This is a genomic window from Brevibacterium sp. 1718, assembly GCF_051131255.1.
Lineage (GTDB): Bacteria > Actinomycetota > Actinomycetes > Actinomycetales > Brevibacteriaceae > Brevibacterium > Brevibacterium sediminis.
Window position 1 is genome coordinate 3,755,229 of sequence record NZ_CP186550.1, and the last position, 20,601, is coordinate 3,775,829.

A 20,601-nucleotide genomic window follows, 5' to 3' on the forward strand; every position below is an offset into this window, starting at 1 on the left:
CTCAGCCGTCGCGGGGCACTCGGTCGGCACCGACGACCCCGGTGAGCATCTCCTCGGCGATGGGTGCGCCGCGTCGGATGACGCTGATCTGACCGGTCGATTCGAGGATCACGCATGCCACCTCATCGCGGTTGCGGATGCTGGCAGATCGCAGTTTGGCGATGAGTTCGTCGTGGTCGACGTGGCTCTTCGACAGATTGTCTGTGAGGATCTCGCGACCGGCCATGAGCACCACCGCCGGGGAGTTGACGACGCTGCGCACGAATCCGAAGCGTCGGCCGAATCCGCTGAGCGCCTGCAGGATCAGCAGGGTCGCCAGACCCAGGACTCCGGCCGCCAGGGTCGGGGTATCGCCGAGGATGGACCGCCCGATGATCGCTCCCATCGCGATGATCGCGGCCACGTCGAAGCTCGACAGGCTCGCCAGAGTGCGCTGGCCGAAGATGCGCAAGAGCAGAATGATCCCGAAGTAGAAGGCCACGCACGACACGACGATCCTGACTGCGTCGACCCAGTTGAGCCCGTATTCCATCCAATCCATGACAACCTCCGGAACGGATGATACGCCTGCCCCGTGTTCGGGGTTCTGCGCTGAGTCAGACGATGTGATCTTTCGCGGTCTCCGGAGCCCACAGCCACGTAAACACTGCGCCCACTGCGAGGACAGCGGCGAGGACGTACATCGACACTGCGATCCCCCAGCCTTCGAGCATGATCGGGAGGACGAAGGTGCCCACCGCCGAAGCTATGCGGCTGAGCCCGTTGAGCAGTCCGACGCCAGAGGCACGCAGACTCGTGGGAAAGAGCTCGGGAGGGTAGACCTGGGTGAGGTTCGAGGCCGCCGACATAACGAACGTGTAGATCGCGAAAGGGATCATCAACAGGATGAGGTTCGCCCCGGAGAACACGCCGAGGAGCACTAATGAGACCGTTAGGACGACGAACGACCAGAACGTTGCCGGCCGTCTGCGGAATTTCTGGACGAGCCATAGTCCGGCGATGCCGCCGGCGAGAAGGAAGAGGTTGAGGATGAGATATTGGAGGTCCTCGTCCTCAACCTCGAGGCTGGTGAAGATCGTCGGCACGAAGGTGTAGATCGCGAAATACGGCAGCACGAGTGCACTGTAGAAGATCACGCCGAACCAGGTCTTGCGCCGCATTCGACTGCCGAACAGCTCCTTGAAGTCTTCGGCATTGACCTCCTCAGTGGCCACTGCCGGGAACTGCTCAGGGGTGATCTCGATGCCGATGTACTTGCGCACGATCGCCTTCGCCTCGTCGATCCGACCCTTGCTGATGAGCCAGGCCGGGGATTCGGGGGCGCCGATCCGGACGATGAGCACGATGAGTGCGGGAATCGCTCCCGAAGCGAGCAGCCAGCGCCAGGAGTCGCCGTCGCCGACCAAGTAGACGCCGAGCACGTTGGCTGCCACGTAGCCGACTGTCCACATAACTGTCAGTGAGGCGAGCATCATGCCGCGGTGCCGCCTCGGCGCAAATTCAGAGAGCAAGGTCGGACCGACGGCGTAGTCGGCACCGAGTCCGAAGCCGATGAGCACGCGGAGGGCGAACAGTGTCCAGATCTCTGGTGCCCACAGTTGGAGGACGGAGGCGACAGCGATGAGCAGGAAATTCAGCACGTAGACCTTCTGCCGCCCGATCCTGTCGCTCACACGACCGAGGATGACGCTGCCGAAGAAGAGTCCGATGAGCGCCGAAGCGCCGAGCAGTCCGGATTCGACCCCGTTGAGTCCCCATTGGGTGCCGAGCACAGGCAGGAGTGCGCCAATGATCCCGAGCGCGTATCCGTCGGAGAAGTTCGCGCCGAACGTCATCGCGGTGATGCGGGCGTGGAACCGCCCGAACGGCACATCGTCGATAGCCGTGGGCTGAGTGGATGCGGTCATGATGCGGTGTCCTTCGAACGGAGGGTCTCGAGGTCGGTGGCAACGAACCGCTCAAGTGCGGCGATGTCGTCAGTGAGCGGGCGATCGGCAATCATGGGACCGATTGGGGCGAGGGCGAGGTAGTCCAGCGACTGCGACGAGGGGATCGAGCCTGTGTCGGGGCGCTCAGCCTCGTCCATCCTCACTCCGCGGGCGGCGCCGAGGAGCTCGATGGAGAGGACTCTCCGCGCCTGTTCGAGGCCGGCACGCAGTTGTCTAGCGGCCTGGGCCGTGAACGGGGCGTGGTCCTCCATTCCCCTGGAGACCACGACGTTGGCAAGCGAAGCTGGTTGCGCCTGGATTCGGAGTTCATTGAGAGCCGAGGCGCTCACGTATTCAGCCATCATGATCCCGCTGCTGCCTGGCGTGGAATCGGCGAGGAAGGACTCGAGTCCAGTGACCTCAGGTTCGGATAGGCGCATCGTCCTGTCAAAGGAGAGCTGGGCGGCTCCGAAGAGCGCGAGTGTGGTCGCCTCGAGTTCGATCATCAGCTGCTGGGAGTGGAAGTTGCCGTTGTGATAGATCCACGCCGAATCGACGTCGATGAGCGGGTTCTCCGGGCTCGCGTTCATCTCGACCTCGACAGCCTCAGCCAATCGTGAACGCGCGGTGAGCAGAGTGGACAGAACGGGGGTGATCGCGCGGAAGCCGAAAGTGTCCTGAAGTCTGCGAGCCTCCCACGAATTTGTGCCGATGACCTCGAGGATGCGTGCTGCCGCTTCCTTCTGCCCGGGCTCGGGCCGCGCGGCCTGAACGGCCGCAGCGAATGGTTCGAGATTGGCTCCGGTGACCTTCATGGACGCTGCCGCGATGTGCACGAAGTGATCCACGAAGCGGTCCACCTCGGCGACCGCACGCGCGGCTGAGGCGAGGGTGAAGGCGTTGCTCGAAATGAACGGAAGCGCATCCCCGCCATGCGGAGTCCACAGGGCGCGGAAGGTGCCGTCAGCGGTCGGCTTCTCCCCGATGAGTGTGAGAGCGAGCTCGGCCATCTGGGAGAGGTCACCTGTGCCCAGGGATCCTACCTCGCGAATGATCGGGCGGTGCCCGCTGTCGAGAAGATCACGTAGTGCGGCAACGACGTCGACAGAGATTCCGGACCCGCCGCGCAGCAGCTGGTTGGTGCGGATGGCCATGGCCATCCGCACCGTCTGATCGTCGACCAGGTCGCCGGCGCCGACAGCGTGACTGCGGAGGAGTCGAAGATCCTGATCGCTTGAGTTGCTCTCGTCGAGTTCGACCGCCTTGTTCGCCCCGACGCCGGTCGAGCGGCCGTAGATCGGAACGGTGTCAACTGCTTCGATGGCGAAGTCGTGAGCGGCAGTCATCGCCGTCGTATCGGCAAATGTCAGGGTGTCGCCGTCACGAGCGAACCGGATGAGGGCAGTCAGGGTCAAGTGGTCGGGCAACGACATCGTCTTCCTTCCCGGAGGGGTCGGGCTGAGTTCCGGATGGTCGACGCGCACGTGACCATGTTGAGAAGACGCTATTTCACGCGACTAGAGTATGTCTTCCAGATCACATAGTTTTCGTCCGAAATATCGGATAGTTCGGTTAGGTGGAAAATTGGCAGGCAAAGTGAGTGCTTTCGGCCCTTACTTGACGGCGTACGGCGCTGGCTCAGACCGAGCGCAGCCATTCGTCGACGGTCTTATCGGACATCCTCGGTGACGGTGGGATGAGGCCGTCGCGGGCCATCGGCCCGGGCAGGGGAATGCCGACGACTTTCGACGGCTTCACACCCGCCTTCCGGGCACGTGCCACGGCAAGTCGGCGGGCGATCTCAGCGAAGTCGCTGATCTCAGGACCGGCGACCTCGATGGTGCCGCGCTCGCGTGCGTCGATGGCTTCGGCCATCATGCGGGCCGCCTCGGTGACAGCCAGGGCCTGCACGCGCATCTTCGGCACGAAGCGCAGCGGCCCGGCCCTGACCGTCATCGTGTCGACGAGTTCGAACCACTGAGCCGACCGGAACATCAGCAGCTGCTCGTCTGGGACGAGCCGGCGAAATATCCGCTCCTGCATGGCTTTGCCCTGGTAGTAGCCCATCATCCGTGACTCGGCGGCCTCGGGGCGGAACGCGATCGACAGGACGGCCACGGAGGTGCCGGGCTGCTCGACGGCCGCCTCGGCGATCGAACGGGAGCTGCGTGAGAAGAAGTCGATGGCTTTCTGGGCGTTCATCGTCAGCCGGTTGACGCAATCGACGAGGACGTCGCTGCCCTCGGCCGCCTCGGCGACTCCCTGACCGGTCACCGTGTCGACCCCGCTCCCGCGATGGGCGGCGATGACAGTGTGTCCGCGTTCGCGCAGCTGGGGCACCAACTGCGCGCCGAAGGTTCCGGTGGCTCCATAGACGGTGATCTGCATGATCGTCGACCCCTCAGACGCAGCACGGGCGGGCCCGAAGTCGAGCCCGCCCGTGCGCCGGTCGTTTCTCAGTTCTGGTTGACTGTGACGGTACCAGTATCGGCTGTGGCCGAGATCGGAACGAGGATCTTGCCCTTGGCTTCCTTCGGGTCGTCCGCCACATCGTACTTCTTCAGATCGGAAGCGAGGTCGACGGAGCCGTCATTGGACTTCGCGTTGATCCGGTAGAAGAAGTCCTTATCCAGCTCTTCTGAGGTGAGCTTGAGATTCGGCACTCGCATATCGATCGAGCCTTCTTCTGTCTTCGCGATGATTCCGCCGGTGGGCATCGCCTGATTGGTGAAGTCGAGGTCGACGGTTCCCGTCGAACTGACCACGTCGATGCGGTCGCTGACGGTGAGGTTCTCGCCTTCGATGGCACCGACCCCGGTCTTGGCCGACACCGTCCCGAAGTCTCCGTCCAGGTAGGTGGCACCCCAATCGCTCGTGGTCCGCACCTTCTGAGCCGACCCGGTCACGTTCGCGGTTCCACCGCCGGTATCGGCGTTGATCTCGGCGAAGTCGCCGGTGACATCGAACCGGCCGTAGTTGCCGTCGAAGTCCAGCGCAAGGTCTTTCGCCTCACTGGTCGGGATGGTGACGGTCAACCTGGTGTTCTCGAGTTTCCCGCCGTTCTTCACGGCCACCTCGGCGGTATCGGCTCGACTGTCGACCTCAAGGGTCGCGGAGCTGTCACGGGGACCGGTGCCGGTGAGCTTCACGGTCGCCTCGGCGACGTCGGCGGTCTTGATGTCGACAGCACCACCGGAGTCGAGGCCGATCTTGAGTTCCTTCATCGCCTTCGGCAGCGGTTCGGACGATTCGATCCGCCCGTAGTCGAGGCGGGAAGCACCTTGGGCGGTGCTGACGATGACGGGGACGAGGAGGACGACGGCGGCGAGGATGATCAGGACCGCGCGCAGACCGACGCGGGCGGATTCGCTGATGCGCACTGTGGCAGGCATTCTAGGCTCCGAGGAATGTGAGGACGGCGAGGACTCGGCGATTCTCCGAGGTGTCGGCGGTGAGGCCGAACTTCGTGAACACCGAGGAGATGTGCTTTTCTACGGCACCGGCACTGAGGTACAGGGTGCCGGCGATCGCGGCGTTGGACTTGCCTTCGGCCATGAGCTGGAGGACTTCGATCTCGCGAGGGCTCAGGGTCGAGAGTCCGTCCTTCTTGCGCGTGCGCACGAGGATCTGGGACACGACCTCCGGGTCGAGAACGGTGCCGCCTCCTGCGACCTCGTCGACGGCGGTGAGGAAGTCTTCGACGTCGGCGACTCGGTCCTTGAGCAGGTAGCCGAAGCCGCCGGTGTTCTCGGCGATGAGTTCGGACGCGTACTGCTCCTCCACGTACTGGCTGAACACGAGGACCTTGACGTCCGGGTTCTGCTTGCGAATGAGGACGGCGGCGCGGATGCCTTCATCGGTGAACGTCGGGGGCATGCGCACGTCGATGACGGCGAGGTCCGGTGGATCGTTGTGGACGACGGCGAGGAGTTCATTGGCGTCGGGCACGGCGGCGATGACTTCGTGTCCGGCGTCGGCGAGCAGCCTTTCGAGTCCGGCCCGCAGGACGGCAGAGTCTTCAGCGATTACGATGCGCATGGCACCTCCACAACTACAGTCGTTGGCCCACCTGCGGGGCTGGTCAGGTTCAGTGTGCCACGAGCGGCTTCGACCCGGTCGATGAGACCGGCGATCCCGGTGTGACGCCCGGTGCGGTCGACACGTGCACCGCCGTGGCCGTTGTCGGTGACGACGATCTGCACACCGGTCTCGGTCGGGGCGATGAACACACTGGCACGGGTGGCACCGGAGTGCTTGGCGATGTTCGTCAGGCATTCGGCGACGACGAAGTAGGACACGGCCTCGGCTTCGCGTCCGATCCGCCCCTCGAGGCGGACATCGACGTCGACGGGGATCGTCGACCGTCCGGCCAGGGCGGAGACGGCGGCGTCGAGTCCGCGGTCGGTGAGGACAGCGGGGTGGATTCCGCGGGCCAGCTGGCGGAGTTCGTTGACGATGCCCTTGGCTTCGGTATGGGCTTCGGCCACGAGTTCCTTCGCCTTCTCCGGATCGGAGTCGATCTTCGTCTTCGCCATTCCCAAAGTCATGGTCAGGGCGACGAGGCGGGGCTGGGCTCCGTCGTGGAGGTCGCGTTCGATACGCAGACGTTCCGCCGCGGCCGCCTCGAGGCCGGCCATGCGAGCCCGATCGAGTTCGGTGACCTCGGCCTGCAGCGCCACGGTGCGGGCCGGGGCGAGCAACGCCCGGTCGAGGGCGCGGTCGAGCAGCGGGGCGAACCACAGGATGGCCAGGGAGCTGGCGAGGACGATGACTGAACCGATGGCCACACCGATGCGGGCCGGTCCGTCGATGGTTTCGCCGATGAAGAAGGTATTCACTCCATGGGGGTTGATGGCTGCGAAGATGCCGAAGATCGATCCGCAGATTGCGGCGATGGTGCCGGCGACGACGATCAGGCCGAGGAGCATCTTGATGTAGTGGTGGGCGGTCGAGCGCCAGAACGCACCGGATTTCACCTGCAGCCAACGGTTGTGGAGGAAGCGGCCGATGCCGGGATCGCGATTGCTGCTTTCGATCTTCGGGACGGGGATCTTATCGGAGTAGATGAGTTCGGCCCGGTAGCGTTCGGCGTTGTTCGCGCCCTGCTGGACGAGGACCCAGACGAGGAGGGCGAGGACGCCGAGACCGAGGGCGAAGATGCCGCCGATTCCGGTGAACAGCAGACCCAGCGGGATCCACGCCCAGATCAGGGCGAGGACGGCGGAGAGCACGAGGTTCGCGACACCGATGATTCCGGTGGGGCGTTTGGGCCAGGTGATGGGCCCGTCGGCGGGGATCTCGGTGACCTCGTCCCGGCTCAGCGGCAGTGAGCCGGTGACCGGTGCGTACGCAACAGGGTCACGTTTGGGCTTCATCCGCCGAGGCGGCCGCGGACGCGGCATCGGCTGTGGCATCGGCATGGGCTGCGCTGTCGGCATGGGTTGTGCATGCGGCGCGGGCCGACCGAACTGGGGGCCGGGTTGTGGTGCTGGGCGCGATCCGGGTTGAGGGGCGTGGCCGGGCGGGGTGGGGTAGTTCGCGTTGTTTGAGGGCGCGTACCCGGATGGTGCGGCCTGCGCCGAGGGATGGGTGCGGGGGCCAGGCTGCGCAGGAGCCGTCGGATGAGTGTAGGTGACCGGCCTGGTGGGGTTCATCGGCGGGTAGTCAGGACGCTGGGCCTGTTCGCCGGCTCCCATCACTCGGGTCGAGCCCGTCGCGAACGGCACGTCGAGGTCGACGGGTTTCGTCCGGAACTCTCCTGCTTCGCGAGCGGTCGGTACGTCGACCGCTGCTGCGTCGACTTCGGTGGTCGGCGGTGCATTGACGATCGCTTCGGCGCTGATCGACTCTTCGCGCTGTGGGGGTTGAGGCTCCTGCGGATCGGGGCCGAGCGGCTCCTGATCCTGCGGGTTCTCGGGGGTCTTCTCACTCATAGCAAATACGCTACGGGAGCCGCGGGCTCGCGAACAGCACGAAGACCTCCGACCCCACGTCGGGTTTTCCCGACACCCTGTGACCGGCCCCACTGGATTTCCAGGTGGGCGCTGGAGCCCCGGACCGCATCAGCCGCGCCTTTGCGCACGACGTGTCTGAGCGTCCCTCACCCTTCGCGACGAATCACCCCGCTGCAACGAGGTGGTCTGCCACGAAGGGTGAGGTGTGCCGACGTACCGGGAGGAAGTGTCGCTCCCGGTACGTGATGCCGTCGGCTATACGGGGACCGCAGCCGCTCGAGACGAGACGTGGTGCTTTCCCGCAGGAGCGGTATGTGCGGCTCCGTCGGCAGAACTCGTGCCCGCATCACCGGACGTGGCGTCGAGCGCCTGCGCAAGGTCGGCGAGGATGTCTTCGACGTCTTCGATCCCGACGGACAGGCGGATGAACCTGCCGGAGACGCTCACCTCGCTGCCGGCCACGGACAGGTGCGTCATCGTCGCCGGGTGGTCGATGAGGGACTCGACTCCTCCGAGCGATTCGGCCAGAGTGACGAGCTTCGTGTTCGCCACCAGGGACAGTGCCCGCTCCTCGGTGTCGGTGCGCAGGGACACCACTCCTCCGAACCCGCTCATCTGCCGCTTCGCCACCTCGTGCCCCGGGTGCGAGGGCAGCCCCGGATAGATCACTTCGGCCACCTCGTCGCGGGTCTCGAGCCATTCGGCCACCGCCTGCGCGTTGGCACAGTGCGCCTTCATCCGCACCGGAAGGGTCTTGATCCCGCGCCTGGTCAGCCACGCGTCGAACGGGGAGATGCCCAGCCCGACGGAAGCGAGGTGGTTTTCGAGACGGTCGACCACCTCGGCGGCGCGGGGACAGCTCGTCCCGTCACCGGTGAGGACCGCCCCGCCGATGACATCGGAGTGGCCATTGATGAACTTCGTCGTCGAGTGCACGACGATATCGGCGCCGAGCTCGAGCGGACGCTGGAGCACCGGGGTCGCGAAGGTCGAGTCCACGGCCAGGAGCGCGTTCGCTCGGTGGGCGAGGCGGGCCGCCTCGGCGATATCGATGATGTCGAGCCCGGGGTTGCTCGGGGTCTCGACCCAGATGATCGCGGTGTTGTCGTTGATGGCGGCGGCGAGCGCCGCGGTGTCCGTGAGGTCGACGGTGCGGATGACCACGCCCCAGCGGACGTATTCATTCTGCAGGAGCCGGAAGGTCCCGCCGTAGACGTCGCGGGGCAGGATGACCTCGTCCCCGGGACGCAGCAGAGAAGAGAACACGGCCACCTCGGCCGAGGTTCCGGAATTGACGGCCGCGGCGAACGACGCGCCCTCCAATTCGCACAGAGCCTGTTCGAGGTCGCTGCGGTTAGGCGTGCCCGTGCGCGCGTAGTCGAAGCCGGCGCGAGTCTCTCCCGGAGTGTCCATCATGAAGGTCGAAGTCTGGAAGATCGGGGCCACGACCGAACCGGTGTGTGCCTCGGGCATGGCTCCCGAGTGCACCGATCGGGTCGAGATTCCGGCAGGTGTGGTGGGTTCGAAACGGGGTGAACTCACGGCGGATCCTTCCTTCACTGATGGGCACCGCTGCATCTGCGGTGTGATTCAGTGTGAGTGCCCCAGATGCGCTCGCGCGAACGCGCCGTCTCGGATGGTCACGTCGCGTCATATGTCGTCGATGAATGTCATTTTTCGACGTAGAAAGTCGGCATCCCTCGCCGAGGCGGTCCGCCGACTCGTACGCACGCGACGTGACCGTCGTTCGTTCCCACCGCGGCAGCTCTCTGTGACGATCGAGCAGTCCCACTGTCGGTCGCCGGTCACCCGGCCAGGAGCTCCCGCCGGTCGGACCCTGCCGCCACGGCGTCGAGGATCGCTCCGGCAATGCGCTCGTTGTCAGCGAACACGGGGGCGCCCGTCTGCGGTCGGGTGAAGGCCTCGGCGGTCGATCCGGAGACCGCGGGACCGAGCAGGAACAGATCGCATTGTGCCCGACCATGTGCGTCGAGCGCGCGACCGGCACCGTCGGTGCGCAGCTTCGCGTGAGCCGCGGTCTCGAGCAGCAGTCGGCCGTCCGCCCGCAGTGTTTCGAGGACCGGATCGGCTGCCTTCTCCGCACTCTGCCGAGCCAGGCGCGCATCGACGAGATGAGTGAAGGTCTTCGCCTCCGGGTAAGCGGTGGAGCGGGCGGTGAAACCGGCAGCAGCGGCGTCGATGCTCAACCCGGGACCGAGGAACCGAACGAAACCGGCTTCGTGGAGAGCGAGGATCTGTCTGACTCTCTTCGGCGGCGGGCCGCTGCCGATGAACGAGAACAGGGAATGAAAGCTGCCTTCGACGAACTCCGTGCGATCGCCATTGCTGACTCGACCGTCGCGGACGAGCATCCTGATCTGCACATATGCCTTGACCAGAGCGGTGAAGACGGCGAGGTCGGCAGAGTGGTGCACATCGGCACTGCGCTTGAGTTGCCCGGAGATGTGGTCGCGCACGCTCGCCTCTGCAGAAGAGAGATCATCGCAGCGCAGATCGGCCAGCGGACGGTTGATGCGGTCCAGGTCGAACAGATCGGCCTCGTCTGTGATGACGTCGCGGGCGGCCTCGGCGATGGTCTCGAAGACGGCGCCGGTGGTGGCTTCTGCCCCGTCCGCACCGATGCGGCCCGCGCGGACCCGCTCGGCGGTTGCATCGATGCGCTCGAGCAGTTCGGGAGCGTCGATGCCGCGCTTCCACAGCACGTGTTCGTAGTGGGCATAGGTGAGTTCGAGTTCGAACAGCGGACCGAGCACCGCATCGAACTCGATGAACCGGGAACTCTCGCCGAGGCGCTGCCCGCTTCCGCGACGGTCCCCTCCCACGCTGCCGGTTCTCTCAGCCACGCGGTCCAAGTACCGCAATTCCACGGCCGGTGCGCCGGGGACATCGACCTGACTGTAGCCGAGCTTCGGACTGTAGGAGACCCCGCGGGAGGATCCCACCCACAGCACCGGTTCGGTGCCGGAGGGCCGGTAGCGAAGCCGTTCCCCGTCGTCGACGAACTCACCGCCGCGACCCTCGGTGACCATGACCATCAAGTCGAGGAACGCGAGTCCGAAGCCGCGAGTGAGCACCTCTGCGCCGGCAGGGATGCCGCTGAAGTCGAGGTCGGCCGTGTATCCGGGAGCCTGGTAGTACAGGTCATGTCCCGCCGAGGCGGCAGCGCGGTCGGCCAGGACCGCATCCAGCTCGGCGGTGTGCATATCGAGATGCCCCTGAGCCGAGACGAGGACGTCGGTGGCGATCTCCGCACCGTCGGAGGTGGTGACCACGAAGCCGCGGTCGCCTTCGCCGCGGCGCACCGCCTCGGCGCGGGCACGGTGGATGTGCACCTCGGTGCCGAGCCGATCGAGAGCGAGCTCGAAGGCAGCCGACAGGTAGTGTCCCTGGACCCGGCGGCTGGCGAACGATTGGGAGTCGAGCCCTGCCGCCTCGGCGCCGAGGCCAGCCTGCGTCAGGCGCTCCCGACCGGGCCCGTGGATCCACTCGTGCAGGGTCGGTCCCATGATGCCGGGATTCTCGAGCAGGCAGGACTCGTCCGGGAAGATCGTGATGTCCTCGGTGCGCGAGTTCATCCACAGGTGCGGCGACTGTTCGGTCCGCCATATCCGCCCGGCTCCGGCCGGATACGGGTCGACGAGGTGGATGCGCAGGCCTGCCCCGGCGTCCGTGTTCGCGGCGATCGCGAGCAGGATGCCCAGGGTCTTCGGCCCGGCCCCGATGAAGGTGAGGTCGGCGCGGTGCCCGCCCGAATCGGATGCCGTCGACGCATCACCGCCGGTCGTGAGGTCCGCCGCAGCCGACGTCTTACGCATCGGCATAGAGGTTCACGGCCGGGGCGAGTCCGAGGCGGCCGCGCAGATCGCTCGCGTCGTTGCCGCCGCCCAGTGCCGCAACGACCTCAGGGGTGTCACGCAGTCCCGCCGCGTGCAGGGCGGGCAGGATCTCGGAGACGAGGCGGACGCTGAAGTCGAGTTGATTCTCAGCTGACGCGGTCAGCAGCACCCCCGAGGCCCCGCGTTCGACGAGGATGCGCACGGAGCTGACGAGCTCGGCCACCTCGGCGCGGTTCGTCGGTGCCGGCAGGACGGTGAGCACCGGCACCCCGGGGTCGAGTTCGGTGCGCAGATCCTCGAGCGAGATGGTGCCGGCGGCCTCGTCGGCGAGAACGACGTCGGCGGCGCCGCGGGCCGCCTCGTTGCCGGCCTCCGCACGGACGATGATCGGCGGGTGGCCCTGCGGCGGGCGCGGCGTGATCGAGGGGCCGAGCACCGAGTAGTCGACTCCCGTCGAGTCCTGGACCTGCGCTTCGATGTAGTGGAGGCGGTCGCGATCGATGTACCGGTCGGTGGCCTCGTCGCGGATGATCGCGTCGTTGTCCCAGGAGTCCCAGAGTCGGCGGATGACGTCGATGACGGATGCGGCCTCGGCCCAGGCAGCGGGTGCCGGGGCGGGGCCGCGTCGACCGAAGAGGACCGCCTCGGCGGGGGTGGATGAGATTCCCACGGCCAGTCCGGCACGTGCGCGGGCCGTATAGTCAAGCGTCGCCGAGGCGGTCGCCAGGTGGAAGGGCTCGAGGTGAGTGGCGCGGACCTCGGGGACGATCCCGAGCCGACTGGTCAGCGGGCCGAGCCAGGAGGCGAACTCGAGCGCGTCGAGCCCGGTGAAGTCATCGGGGATGAGCGCGAAGTCCGCATGCCCGTCAAGGGTCTTCGCGGTCGCCGGGCCGGAGATCGGATCGGGAGTCAGCGTGGTGGCGATGATGACGCTCATGAGGGATTCCGTTCGGTCGTGATCGGGGCGGTGATGAGGGATTCGGCGGCGGCCGCCTCGGCGTGGGAGCACGACCGCGCACGGACGGTCAGTTCCGAATCGAACTGGTCGATCGCATCGATGACATCGCGTTCGACGGACTCATCGATGCGCGGCGGGGTCGTGTCCGTGGCCGGGAGGACGTTGCTCGAGACGACGAAGCGTCCGCGGCCGATCGAGCTCGCCCCGAGCGTGGCCAGCAGCGGTTTGAGGCCGTAGTCGAGGGCGAGGACGTGGGCGGCGGATCCGCCGGTGAGCAACGGCAGCACAGGTTTGCCGTGCAGGGCGTCCATCGGCAGCAGATCGACGAAGACCTTGAGCAGACCGGTGTACGTGGCCTTGAAGACCGGGGACCCGACGACCACGGCATCGGCCGCGGCGACCGTGGCCCGCGCCGAGGAGATGAGACCGTCACTGCCGTCACCGGCCAGGAGGGGGCTGGCGGGCAGGTGGCGGAGTTTGATGAACTCCGTACGGTGGCCGTACTGGCCGAGCCTGCGGGCGATGAACTCGAGCAGTGCCTCGGTCTTCGAGTTCTCCGCGGGGCTGGCCGAGATCAGGACGACACGCGACATGTCAGCCCACCTCCTTGAGTTCGCGGGTCGGAGCGTCGGGGGTGCCGGCGACACCGATCTCTGTGGTGTCGGTTTCTGCGGCGGCGGTGCTGCGGGCTTCGCGGCGGGCCTCGGCCCAGTCGGCGGCGGTGCGGGCGGCGGGCAGTCCGATGTTCTCCCGCAAGGACCCCTCGGGATACTCGGTGCGATAGACGCCGAGTTCCTGGAGTTCGGGCACGACCTTCTCAACGACCTCGTCGAGTCCGCCGGGGGTGAGGTGGGGGACGAGGATGAAGCCGTCGGCGGCCTTCGTGCGGACCGCCTCGGCGAGGTCGGTCGCGACCTGGTGCGGGGTGCCGACGTAGGAGTGACGGGTCGAGACCCGGATGACGAGTTCTCGGGCGGTGAGATTCTCGGCCTCGGCGATCTTCCGCCAGCGGGCGATCGTCGCTTCCGCGTCCTTGATGTGTTTGACCCTGCCCTGGGAGATCGAGTCGCCGGCCGGCGGCACATCGGGCAGAGGTCCGTTCGGGTCGAAGGCGGAGAGGTCGCGGTCCCAGACGCGTTCGAGGAACGCGATGGCACCGGCCTCGCTGACCTGCTGGGAGGCGACCTCGCGGGAGCGTTCGGCCGCCTCGGCGGGGGTGTCGCCGAGGATGATGGAGACTCCCGGGTAGATCTTCAGGGAGTCTTCGGTTCGTCCGTAGCGGGCCAGCCGGGATTTCACGTCCGCGTAGAACTTCCGGCCGGATTCGGGGTCGGAGTGACGGGTGAAGATGACGTCGGCCGAGCCGACGGCGAAGTCGCGGCCGAAGTCCGAGTCCCCCGCCTGGAAGACGACGGGGTGACCGCCGGGCAGGGGGCCGGCGGGGAAGCGTCCGGCGATGTCGAAGAAGTCGCTGGCATGCGTGAACGACCCGTCACCGGCGGCGGTGTCCCAGAGTCTCCGAGCCACGTCGATGAAGTCTTCGGCGCGGCGGTAGCGGTCGGCGTAGTCGAGGTAGCCGCCGCGGCGGAAGTTCTCGCCTGTGAAGGCGTTGGAGGTCGTGACGACGTTCCAGGCGGCGCGACCGTTCGAGAGGTGGTCGATCGTCGCGAGCCGGCGGGCGATGTCGAAGGGTTCGTTGAACGTCGAGCTCAGGGTTCCGGCCAGCCCGATGCGCTTGGTGACGGCGGCGAGCGCGGACAGCACGGCCGTGGTGTTCGGACGACCGACGACGTCGAGGTCGAAGATCTTTCCCTGGTGTTCGCGCAGGCGCAGGCCTTCGGCGAGGAAGAAGAAGTCGAAGAGTCCAGCCTCGGCGGTCTGTGCGAGATGAGCGAAGGAGTCGAATTCGATGTGGCTGCCCGAGGCAGGATCGGACCATACGGTCGTGTTGTTCACGCCCGGGAAGTGCGCGGCGAGGTGGACCTGCCGCGGCTGGCCGGGGATGCTGCTGTCGAATTCAGGCATGGGATGCTCCTGTCAGTTCGGTGGGGTTGATGGTGGAGGTTGTGCGCACGGCGGAGTCGTCGAAGCACGGCACTGCGTCGATGAGCGCCCGCGTGTAGTCGTCACGGCTCTCGTGCAGCACACGAGCAGTCGGCCCGGATTCGACGACAAGTCCGTCCTTCATCACGATCACCTCGTCGGCGATCTGCTCGATGACGGCGAGGTCATGGGAGATGAAGAGGTAGGCGACGCCGAGGCGATCCTGCAGGTCGACGAGCAGCTGGAGGATCTGCGCCTGCACGCCGACGTCGAGTGCGGAGACGGGTTCGTCGAGGATGATCACCTCGGGGTCGACGGCCAGCGCACGGGCGATCGCGAGCCGCTGCCGCTGCCCTCCGGAGAGCTCCCGCGGGGTGCGCTTGAGGAGGCTGTGATCGAGGGCGACGGAGTCGAGCAGCTCCCGCACGCGTCCCGGCCGGTCGGCTCGGGTGCCGATGCGGTGGCCGCGCAGCGGTTCGGTGAGGATCCGCTCGACCGTGTAGTGCGGGTCGAGAGCCGCGCTCGAGTCCTGGTGGACGTACCGGATGCGCCGTCCGAGGTCCTTCCGCCGATAGTCACTGACGGGCTTTCCGTGGAGGGTGATAACTCCGGAATCCGCCCGGTCGGCGCCGAGCAGGATCCTCGCCGAGGTCGTCTTCCCCGACCCGGATTCGCCGACGATTCCCACAGTCGATCCTGCCCGCAGATTGATGTCGAGACTGTGAACTGCGGGACGGTCCCCACCGAAGTTCCGTACGATCGCACGGCCGGACAGGACCGCCTCGGCGCCGGTGTGGGTCGTGGTGGCGCCAGCGTCGGTGCTCGGCCGTAGTCTCCCCCACCCGAGGTGCGGGGCCGCGGCGAGGAGCGACTGCGTATAGGCATGCTGGGGGTCGGCGAGGACGGCTTCGGTGGGCCCGGTTTCGACGATGCGGCCGGCCTGCATGACCAGCAGCTTTGCGGCGCGTTCCTTCGCGACGCCGAGGTCGTGGGTGATGAGCACGAGCGCGGTCTGCGAACCGGCGACGAGGCCGCTCAGCACGTCGAGGACCTGTTTGGCCACGGTCGCGTCGAGCGCCGAGGTGGGTTCGTCGGCGATGATGAGCGCCGGCCGGGCGGCGATCGCATTGGCGATGAGCACGCGCTGCCGCTGCCCGCCGGAGAGCTCGTGCGGATACCGCCGTCCGTGGGTCTGCGGGTCGAGTCCCACGGCGGTGAGAACCTCGGCGATGCGGGGTCTGATCTGCGGTTTCGCATAACCGTTGACGGTCAGGGTCTCGGCCAGGGCGGAGGCGATCGTGCGCACCGGGTTGAGCCCGGCGCCCGCGTCCTGCGGCACGTACGCGATTCCCGTACCGAGGATCCGCTGCCAGGTGCGCGGCTTCGCCGAGGTGAGGTCCTCGCCGAGGTGGCTGTGCGTGTGCGCGTGGACCTTCGTCCCAGCCGGGAGGAGTCCGGTCAGCGCCGCGGCCGTCGTGGACTTGCCGGATCCGGACTCGCCGACGATCGCGAGCGTGTCCCCGGGGGCGAGACTGAGGTTGATGTCCGCGATCGCCGGGGTGGGAGCACCGGGGTAGGTGACGCTCAGTCCCGCAACCTCAAGGACCTCAGGGTCCTGAGGCGACAGGGTCGACCGGGCCCGGATCGGTGTCGGCTGGGCCTCGGTGGTCTCCAGACCGGCCTCGTCGATGACTTCGGTGCCGGCACCGGCTGCGGGCCAGGCGAGGAGATCGGTGTTGATCATCGGAATTCCTTCTCGGAGTTGACGGCGTGGGAGAGACGGTTGGCCGCGAGCACCACCGCAGCGACGACGAGTCCGGGGAAGGTCGTCATCCACCAGGCTGCGGCGAGGAAGTCGCGGCCCTCGGAGACGAGCAGACCCCATTCCGGCTGCGGCGGCGGGGCGCCGAAGCCGAGGAAGCTCAGGGCGGAGACGGCGAGCACAGCGGACCCGAATTCGAGTGCGAGCAGTGCCCCGATCGGGCCTCTGACCTGGGGCAGGATGTGCCGGGCGAGGACCGATGCGGCCGAAAGTCCGTCGGCGCGGGCGGCGCGGACGAACTCCGTCGAGCGCCATCGGATCACCTCAGCACGGGTCAGCCGGGCGAACGAAGGCACGGCCGCGACGCCGACGGCCACGGCGACGTTGAGGGTGCCGAAGCCGAGCGCGGTGATCACTGCCATCGACAGCAGCAGGCCGGGCACGGCCTGGAGGACATCGACGGTGCGCATGAAGACCGCGTCGAGCACCCCGGTGAAGAAGCCGGACAGCAGGCCGATGAGGACGCCCGCGCCGACCCCGATGAGCACGGCGGCGAGGCTGGCCGACAGGGTCTGCGCGGACCCGTGGATGGTGCGGGCGAAGACGTCGCGGCCGAGCTGATCGGTGCCGAAGACGTGCTCGGCACTGGGTGCCAGGAGGCGGTCGGTCGGGTTGCCGGTGAGCGGATCGACGCTGGTGAGCAGGGTCGGCCAGACGGCGGCGAGTGCGGCGAGTCCGAGGACGATGATCGCGATGACTTCGACGATCCCGATGCGGGTGGAACCCACCGCCGAGGTGAGTCGACGCAGCCGACCGGGCGTGCCGCCGCCGGGGACCCGGTCCTCGTGGGGCCGGTCTGCACCGGGCCCGGTCGGTGCGATCTGATCGTTCTTCTGCAGTTCGGTGACCAGACTCATGAGCGCCCTCCTTCGGTCGTCGTCGATGCGGACTCTGCCGTCGAGCCCGCCGGGTTCACACCGGCGGTGGCGTTCTCACGGTCGGCCGCCTCGGCGAGGGTGTGCCCAGTCGTCGATTCGAACTTCCGGCGAGCGGCCCGCAGCCGCGGATCGAGCAGCGGGTACAGGAGGTCGGTGATGAGGTTGACGAGGACGAACACTGCAGCGGCGAAGAGGACGATGCCCTGGACGAGCGGAATGTCCTGCCCGGTCACAGCGGTCTGTGCGAGGCGGCCGAGGCCCTGGCGGGAGAACACGTTCTCCACGACGACGGACCCGGCGAGCGCCTGTCCGAAGAGCACCCCGCCCATCGTCAGCGCCGGCAGCAGCGCGACGGGCAGCGCCTGGCGCAGCAGCAGCCGCAGGCGGGTGTATCCGGAGGCGTGGAAGGTCGTGACGAAGGGTTGGATCCACGCGTTCTGCAGCGAGCGGAAGAGCACCTGGGCGATGATCGCCGACAGCGGGATCGCCAGGGTCACGGCCGGCAGCACGATCGCGGCCGGGGAACCGGTGCCCACTGCAGGGAAGAGCGGGAAGCGGAAGGAGAAGACCTGCAGCAGCATCAGCCCGACCCAGAACGTCGGCAACGCCACTCCCAGTCCCGGCAGAGCCGCGAGGGTGTCGCGCAGCCACGGGCGGCGGGTCAGGGTCGCGGCAACCGCGATGACGATCCCCACCGCAAACGCGAGACCTAAGGCCAACGCGGCGAGTGCGAGCGTCGGGGGCAGGGCGGCGGCGATCGCCTCGGTGACGGGGGTGCCGGCCTGGATCGAGGTGCCGAAGTCAAGGCGAACGACGGCCAGGAGGGCGAGCAGGTACTGGATGGGCAGCGGCTGGTCGAGGTTGAACTCGGCACGAAGCCTGGCCACCTCGGCGGGGTCGAAGCTCTGCAGCTCTCCCCCGGCGCCGAGCATCGTGATGACCGGATCGCCGGGCAGCCAATAGAGGAGGAAGAAGCTGAAGGTGAACGCGATCCACAGGACGAGCAGTCCTTGGGCCAGCCGGGAGGCCAGGTAGCGCAGGCTCATCACCGCTCACCGTCCAGCCAGGTGTCATAGAGCTGGAAGCGCGAGGAGGCCTCGTACTTGAAGTCGTGGACATTCTTGCCGGTGCCGATCACTCCGGAGAGTTCGACGATCGGAATCGAGTAGCCTTCGTCGATGAGGATCTTCGCGGCCTTCGTGAAGTCCGCCGTGCGTTCCTTCTCGTCGAGCGTCGAGGTCGTGCGGGCGAGGATGTCGTCGAGTTTCTCCTTCTTCTTCCTCGCGTTGCCGTTCTGTTCGTCGACGCCGAAGTAGTTGCGCAGAACATCGCCGTCGGCACGGGTGAGGTTGCCGAAGGTCAGCTCTTCCTTGCCCTCGGCCTGCTGGGCGGTCACCTCGGCAGTGGTCTTCTTCTCGAGCTTGAGGTCGAGACCGATCTCTCGCAGCTGCTGCTGGACGAGCTCGAGGAATGGGGCGTCCTGCCAGTAGGTCAGCGTCGTCGACAGCTTCTTGCCGTTCTTGACCCTGATGCCGTCGTCGCCGGGCTTCCAGCCGGCATCGTCGAGGAGTCTCTTCGCCCCGTCCGGGTCGTAGGCGAGCAGATCGGAGAGGTCTTCGTACTCAGGGGTCGACTTCGCCAGCACCGAGGTGGCCGGAGCCTGGTGCTGCGAGATCACGCTCTGCAGCTGGTCGCGGTCGATGCCCTTGACGAGCGCCTGACGCACCGACTTGTCCTTGGCGATGTTCCCGGTGAGCTTGGGCACGAGGTTGTAGACGACGCCCGGGTTCGGTCGGGAGGCGATGCCCAGTCCCTGCGCCTCGAGGGTTTTCTCGTCCTGGGATTGGACGGAGAAGTCGACATCTACCTGTCCCGACAGCAGTGAACCGTTGCGCACCGAGGCCTCGGGGACGATGGAGAATTCGATGCCGTCGAGGTGGGCCGGCCCTTCGTGCTCGGCGATCGATGACGGCCAGTCGTAGTCGTCGAACCGGGCGAGCTCGAACGACTTGTTGTGTTCGAAGGACTTCACCTGGAACGGGCCGGTGCCGACGATGTCTCCGGTGCAGCGTTCCTCGGGGGACTTCGCGAGTGTGTCGGAGGAGTAGAAGCCCAGCGACATCGTCGACGTCGCCTGGAGGAACTGGGCGTTGGCCTTGTCGAAGGTGAATGTCACGGTCTGCTTGTCGGGGGTCTCGATCGACTTCAGCCCGTCGAGGTAGGTCTGCCCCAGGGAGGCCTTCGCGCCGAGATCCTGGATCGCTTCGAAGTTCTCCTTCACCGAGGCGGAGGTGAAGTCCGTGCCGTCCTGGAACTTCACCCCGTCACGGAGGTGGAAGGTGAAGGTCTTCGCATCATCGGAGACATCCCAGCTCTCGGCGAGCCACGGCTTGATCTCCTGGGTCTCCGGATCCTGATCGGTGAGCGAGTCCGTGATCTGACGAGTGACATTGAGGGTGACGTTCGTGCCCTGCTGCTGTCCGTCGAGGCAGGTCGGATCGACGTCGTAGGCGATCTTCAGAGTTCCGCCGTCCTGAGGTGTGGCATCTTCGTCCTCGGCCTGTGCCGATCCGGAGCACCCGGCGAGGAGGAGGGAACCTGCTGCGAGCACGGCAAGAGCGAAGTGAGAGCGGCGCTGCGGCGAGCGGGTCGGAGCGGCGGGAGAGCTGATGGTGGTCATGGGTGTCCTGGGTGGTGTCAGTGGTGGATGTGAATCAGAGGTGGTTGCGAAGGTGTCGGCGCGAGTTGCGACGATCACGGGCCGACCATTCGGCAGTGATTGCTCAACATATCGCCGGAAAGATCAAGCGCTTTCGGTTCGGCGCCCCAGAATCACGCGAGAACGCGGAGCGTCCGGCGAGGCGAGGCGAGCGAGGCCCGACAGCCTCCGCCGCAGAAAAGCCCGGGCGCCCGGAATCGGAGAGAAATCAGCCTCTGACGAGGCGGAACATCGGCATGGGCATGCAACAGTCAAGAGCTTCGAACCGTGCGGACAGCGCCCAGGTCTGCGAATTCTTGAAAGCGATCATCATGCCCTCTGCTGAAGTGATGTCGTGGAATGTTGACGATCAACACCGTATCAGTAAACCCAATTGCTCAACAATAGTTAAGTATGATCGCCGTCATCATTCGTCACAGAACTTTCAGCCGCCCTCTGCCCA

At 66.6% G+C, this 20,601-nt stretch carries 16 protein-coding genes; all 16 read right to left on the minus strand.

From position 1 onward, the window contains the following. Window position 1 precedes the first annotated feature (1 nt). A complete protein-coding gene (locus ACOZ9V_RS16900; RefSeq protein WP_434591950.1) occupies window positions 2-541 on the minus strand; it encodes a DUF421 domain-containing protein in 540 nt (179 codons plus the stop codon). Window positions 542-596: 55 nt separating this feature from the next. Continuing rightward, entirely contained in the window at window positions 597-1,907 is a 1,311-nt protein-coding gene (locus tag ACOZ9V_RS16905) for an MFS transporter (RefSeq protein ID WP_139909219.1), read from the minus strand. Beyond that, on the minus strand, window positions 1,904-3,361 hold the full coding sequence (locus ACOZ9V_RS16910) for an aromatic amino acid ammonia-lyase (protein WP_139909220.1): 1,458 nt from the start codon (window positions 3,359-3,361) through the stop codon (window positions 1,904-1,906). Before ACOZ9V_RS16910 ends, ACOZ9V_RS16905 begins: the two co-directional genes overlap by 4 nt. Window positions 3,362-3,566: 205 nt before the next feature. Continuing rightward, on the minus strand, window positions 3,567-4,316 hold the full coding sequence (locus tag ACOZ9V_RS16915) for an SDR family oxidoreductase (RefSeq protein ID WP_434591954.1): 750 nt from the start codon (window positions 4,314-4,316) through the stop codon (window positions 3,567-3,569). 68 nt (window positions 4,317-4,384) lie between these two features. Then, the gene (locus ACOZ9V_RS16920; protein ID WP_434591957.1) at window positions 4,385-5,320 is read right to left on the minus strand and encodes a hypothetical protein; all 936 of its coding nucleotides are present in this window, start codon (window positions 5,318-5,320) and stop codon (window positions 4,385-4,387) included. Window position 5,321: 1 nt separating this feature from the next. Next, complete coding sequence (locus tag ACOZ9V_RS16925) at window positions 5,322-5,966, minus strand: response regulator transcription factor (RefSeq protein ID WP_139909223.1); 645 nt, start codon at window positions 5,964-5,966, stop codon at window positions 5,322-5,324. Next, window positions 5,954-7,861 carry a sensor histidine kinase gene (locus ACOZ9V_RS16930; RefSeq protein ID WP_181272424.1) on the minus strand — a complete coding sequence of 636 codons (1,908 nt, stop codon included), beginning with the start codon at window positions 7,859-7,861 and terminating at the stop codon, window positions 5,954-5,956. Before ACOZ9V_RS16930 ends, ACOZ9V_RS16925 begins: the two co-directional genes overlap by 13 nt. A 276-nt stretch (window positions 7,862-8,137) precedes the next feature. Beyond that, complete coding sequence (locus ACOZ9V_RS16935; RefSeq protein ID WP_268236679.1) at window positions 8,138-9,424, minus strand: trans-sulfuration enzyme family protein; 1,287 nt, start codon at window positions 9,422-9,424, stop codon at window positions 8,138-8,140. A 263-nt stretch (window positions 9,425-9,687) separates the two neighbouring features. Next, a complete protein-coding gene (locus ACOZ9V_RS16940; RefSeq protein WP_434591961.1) occupies window positions 9,688-11,718 on the minus strand; it encodes an FAD/NAD(P)-binding protein in 2,031 nt (676 codons plus the stop codon). Then, the gene (locus ACOZ9V_RS16945) at window positions 11,711-12,676 is read right to left on the minus strand and encodes an LLM class flavin-dependent oxidoreductase (RefSeq protein ID WP_434591964.1); all 966 of its coding nucleotides are present in this window, start codon (window positions 12,674-12,676) and stop codon (window positions 11,711-11,713) included. The genes ACOZ9V_RS16940 and ACOZ9V_RS16945 overlap by 8 nt, the downstream gene beginning before the upstream one ends. After that, window positions 12,673-13,290, minus strand: a complete 618-nt coding sequence (gene ssuE / locus ACOZ9V_RS16950; protein WP_181272428.1) for an NADPH-dependent FMN reductase — start codon at window positions 13,288-13,290, stop codon at window positions 12,673-12,675. Before ssuE ends, ACOZ9V_RS16945 begins: the two co-directional genes overlap by 4 nt. Window position 13,291: 1 nt before the next feature. Then, window positions 13,292-14,722, minus strand: a complete 1,431-nt coding sequence (locus tag ACOZ9V_RS16955) for an NtaA/DmoA family FMN-dependent monooxygenase (protein WP_434591967.1) — start codon at window positions 14,720-14,722, stop codon at window positions 13,292-13,294. Beyond that, on the minus strand, window positions 14,715-16,484 hold the full coding sequence (locus tag ACOZ9V_RS16960; RefSeq protein ID WP_434591970.1) for a dipeptide ABC transporter ATP-binding protein: 1,770 nt from the start codon (window positions 16,482-16,484) through the stop codon (window positions 14,715-14,717). The genes ACOZ9V_RS16955 and ACOZ9V_RS16960 overlap by 8 nt, the downstream gene beginning before the upstream one ends. After that, window positions 16,481-17,419: an ABC transporter permease gene (locus tag ACOZ9V_RS16965; RefSeq protein WP_434591973.1), complete on the minus strand. Its 939-nt coding sequence runs from the start codon at window positions 17,417-17,419 to the stop codon at window positions 16,481-16,483. Before ACOZ9V_RS16965 ends, ACOZ9V_RS16960 begins: the two co-directional genes overlap by 4 nt. After that, window positions 17,416-18,486, minus strand: coding sequence for an ABC transporter permease (locus tag ACOZ9V_RS16970; protein WP_434591976.1), 1,071 nt, complete (start codon window positions 18,484-18,486; stop codon window positions 17,416-17,418). The genes ACOZ9V_RS16965 and ACOZ9V_RS16970 overlap by 4 nt, the downstream gene beginning before the upstream one ends. Then, entirely contained in the window at window positions 18,486-20,120 is a 1,635-nt protein-coding gene (locus ACOZ9V_RS16975) for an ABC transporter substrate-binding protein (protein WP_434591979.1), read from the minus strand. Before ACOZ9V_RS16975 ends, ACOZ9V_RS16970 begins: the two co-directional genes overlap by 1 nt. Window positions 20,121-20,601: the final 481 nt, after the last annotated feature.

Bases quoted from the DNA above. Each gene is read 5' to 3' on its own strand.
- ssuE (WP_181272428.1), bottom strand. From the start codon at position 13,290: ATGTCGCGTGTCGTCCTGATCTCGGCCAGCCCCGCGGAGAACTCGAAG.
- ACOZ9V_RS16930 (WP_181272424.1), bottom strand. From the start codon at position 7,861: ATGAGTGAGAAGACCCCCGAGAACCCGCAGGATCAGGAGCCGCTCGGC.
- ACOZ9V_RS16955 (WP_434591967.1), bottom strand. From the start codon at position 14,722: ATGCCTGAATTCGACAGCAGCATCCCCGGCCAGCCGCGGCAGGTCCAC.
- ACOZ9V_RS16900 (WP_434591950.1), bottom strand. From the start codon at position 541: ATGGATTGGATGGAATACGGGCTCAACTGGGTCGACGCAGTCAGGATC.
- ACOZ9V_RS16925 (WP_139909223.1), bottom strand. From the start codon at position 5,966: ATGCGCATCGTAATCGCTGAAGACTCTGCCGTCCTGCGGGCCGGACTC.
- ACOZ9V_RS16920 (WP_434591957.1), bottom strand. From the start codon at position 5,320: ATGCCTGCCACAGTGCGCATCAGCGAATCCGCCCGCGTCGGTCTGCGC.
- ACOZ9V_RS16970 (WP_434591976.1), bottom strand. From the start codon at position 18,486: ATGAGCCTGCGCTACCTGGCCTCCCGGCTGGCCCAAGGACTGCTCGTC.
- ACOZ9V_RS16915 (WP_434591954.1), bottom strand. From the start codon at position 4,316: ATGCAGATCACCGTCTATGGAGCCACCGGAACCTTCGGCGCGCAGTTG.
- ACOZ9V_RS16965 (WP_434591973.1), bottom strand. From the start codon at position 17,419: ATGAGTCTGGTCACCGAACTGCAGAAGAACGATCAGATCGCACCGACC.
- ACOZ9V_RS16945 (WP_434591964.1), bottom strand. From the start codon at position 12,676: ATGAGCGTCATCATCGCCACCACGCTGACTCCCGATCCGATCTCCGGC.
- ACOZ9V_RS16910 (WP_139909220.1), bottom strand. From the start codon at position 3,361: ATGTCGTTGCCCGACCACTTGACCCTGACTGCCCTCATCCGGTTCGCT.
- ACOZ9V_RS16940 (WP_434591961.1), bottom strand. From the start codon at position 11,718: ATGCGTAAGACGTCGGCTGCGGCGGACCTCACGACCGGCGGTGATGCG.
- ACOZ9V_RS16975 (WP_434591979.1), bottom strand. From the start codon at position 20,120: ATGACCACCATCAGCTCTCCCGCCGCTCCGACCCGCTCGCCGCAGCGC.
- ACOZ9V_RS16905 (WP_139909219.1), bottom strand. From the start codon at position 1,907: ATGACCGCATCCACTCAGCCCACGGCTATCGACGATGTGCCGTTCGGG.
- ACOZ9V_RS16960 (WP_434591970.1), bottom strand. From the start codon at position 16,484: ATGATCAACACCGATCTCCTCGCCTGGCCCGCAGCCGGTGCCGGCACC.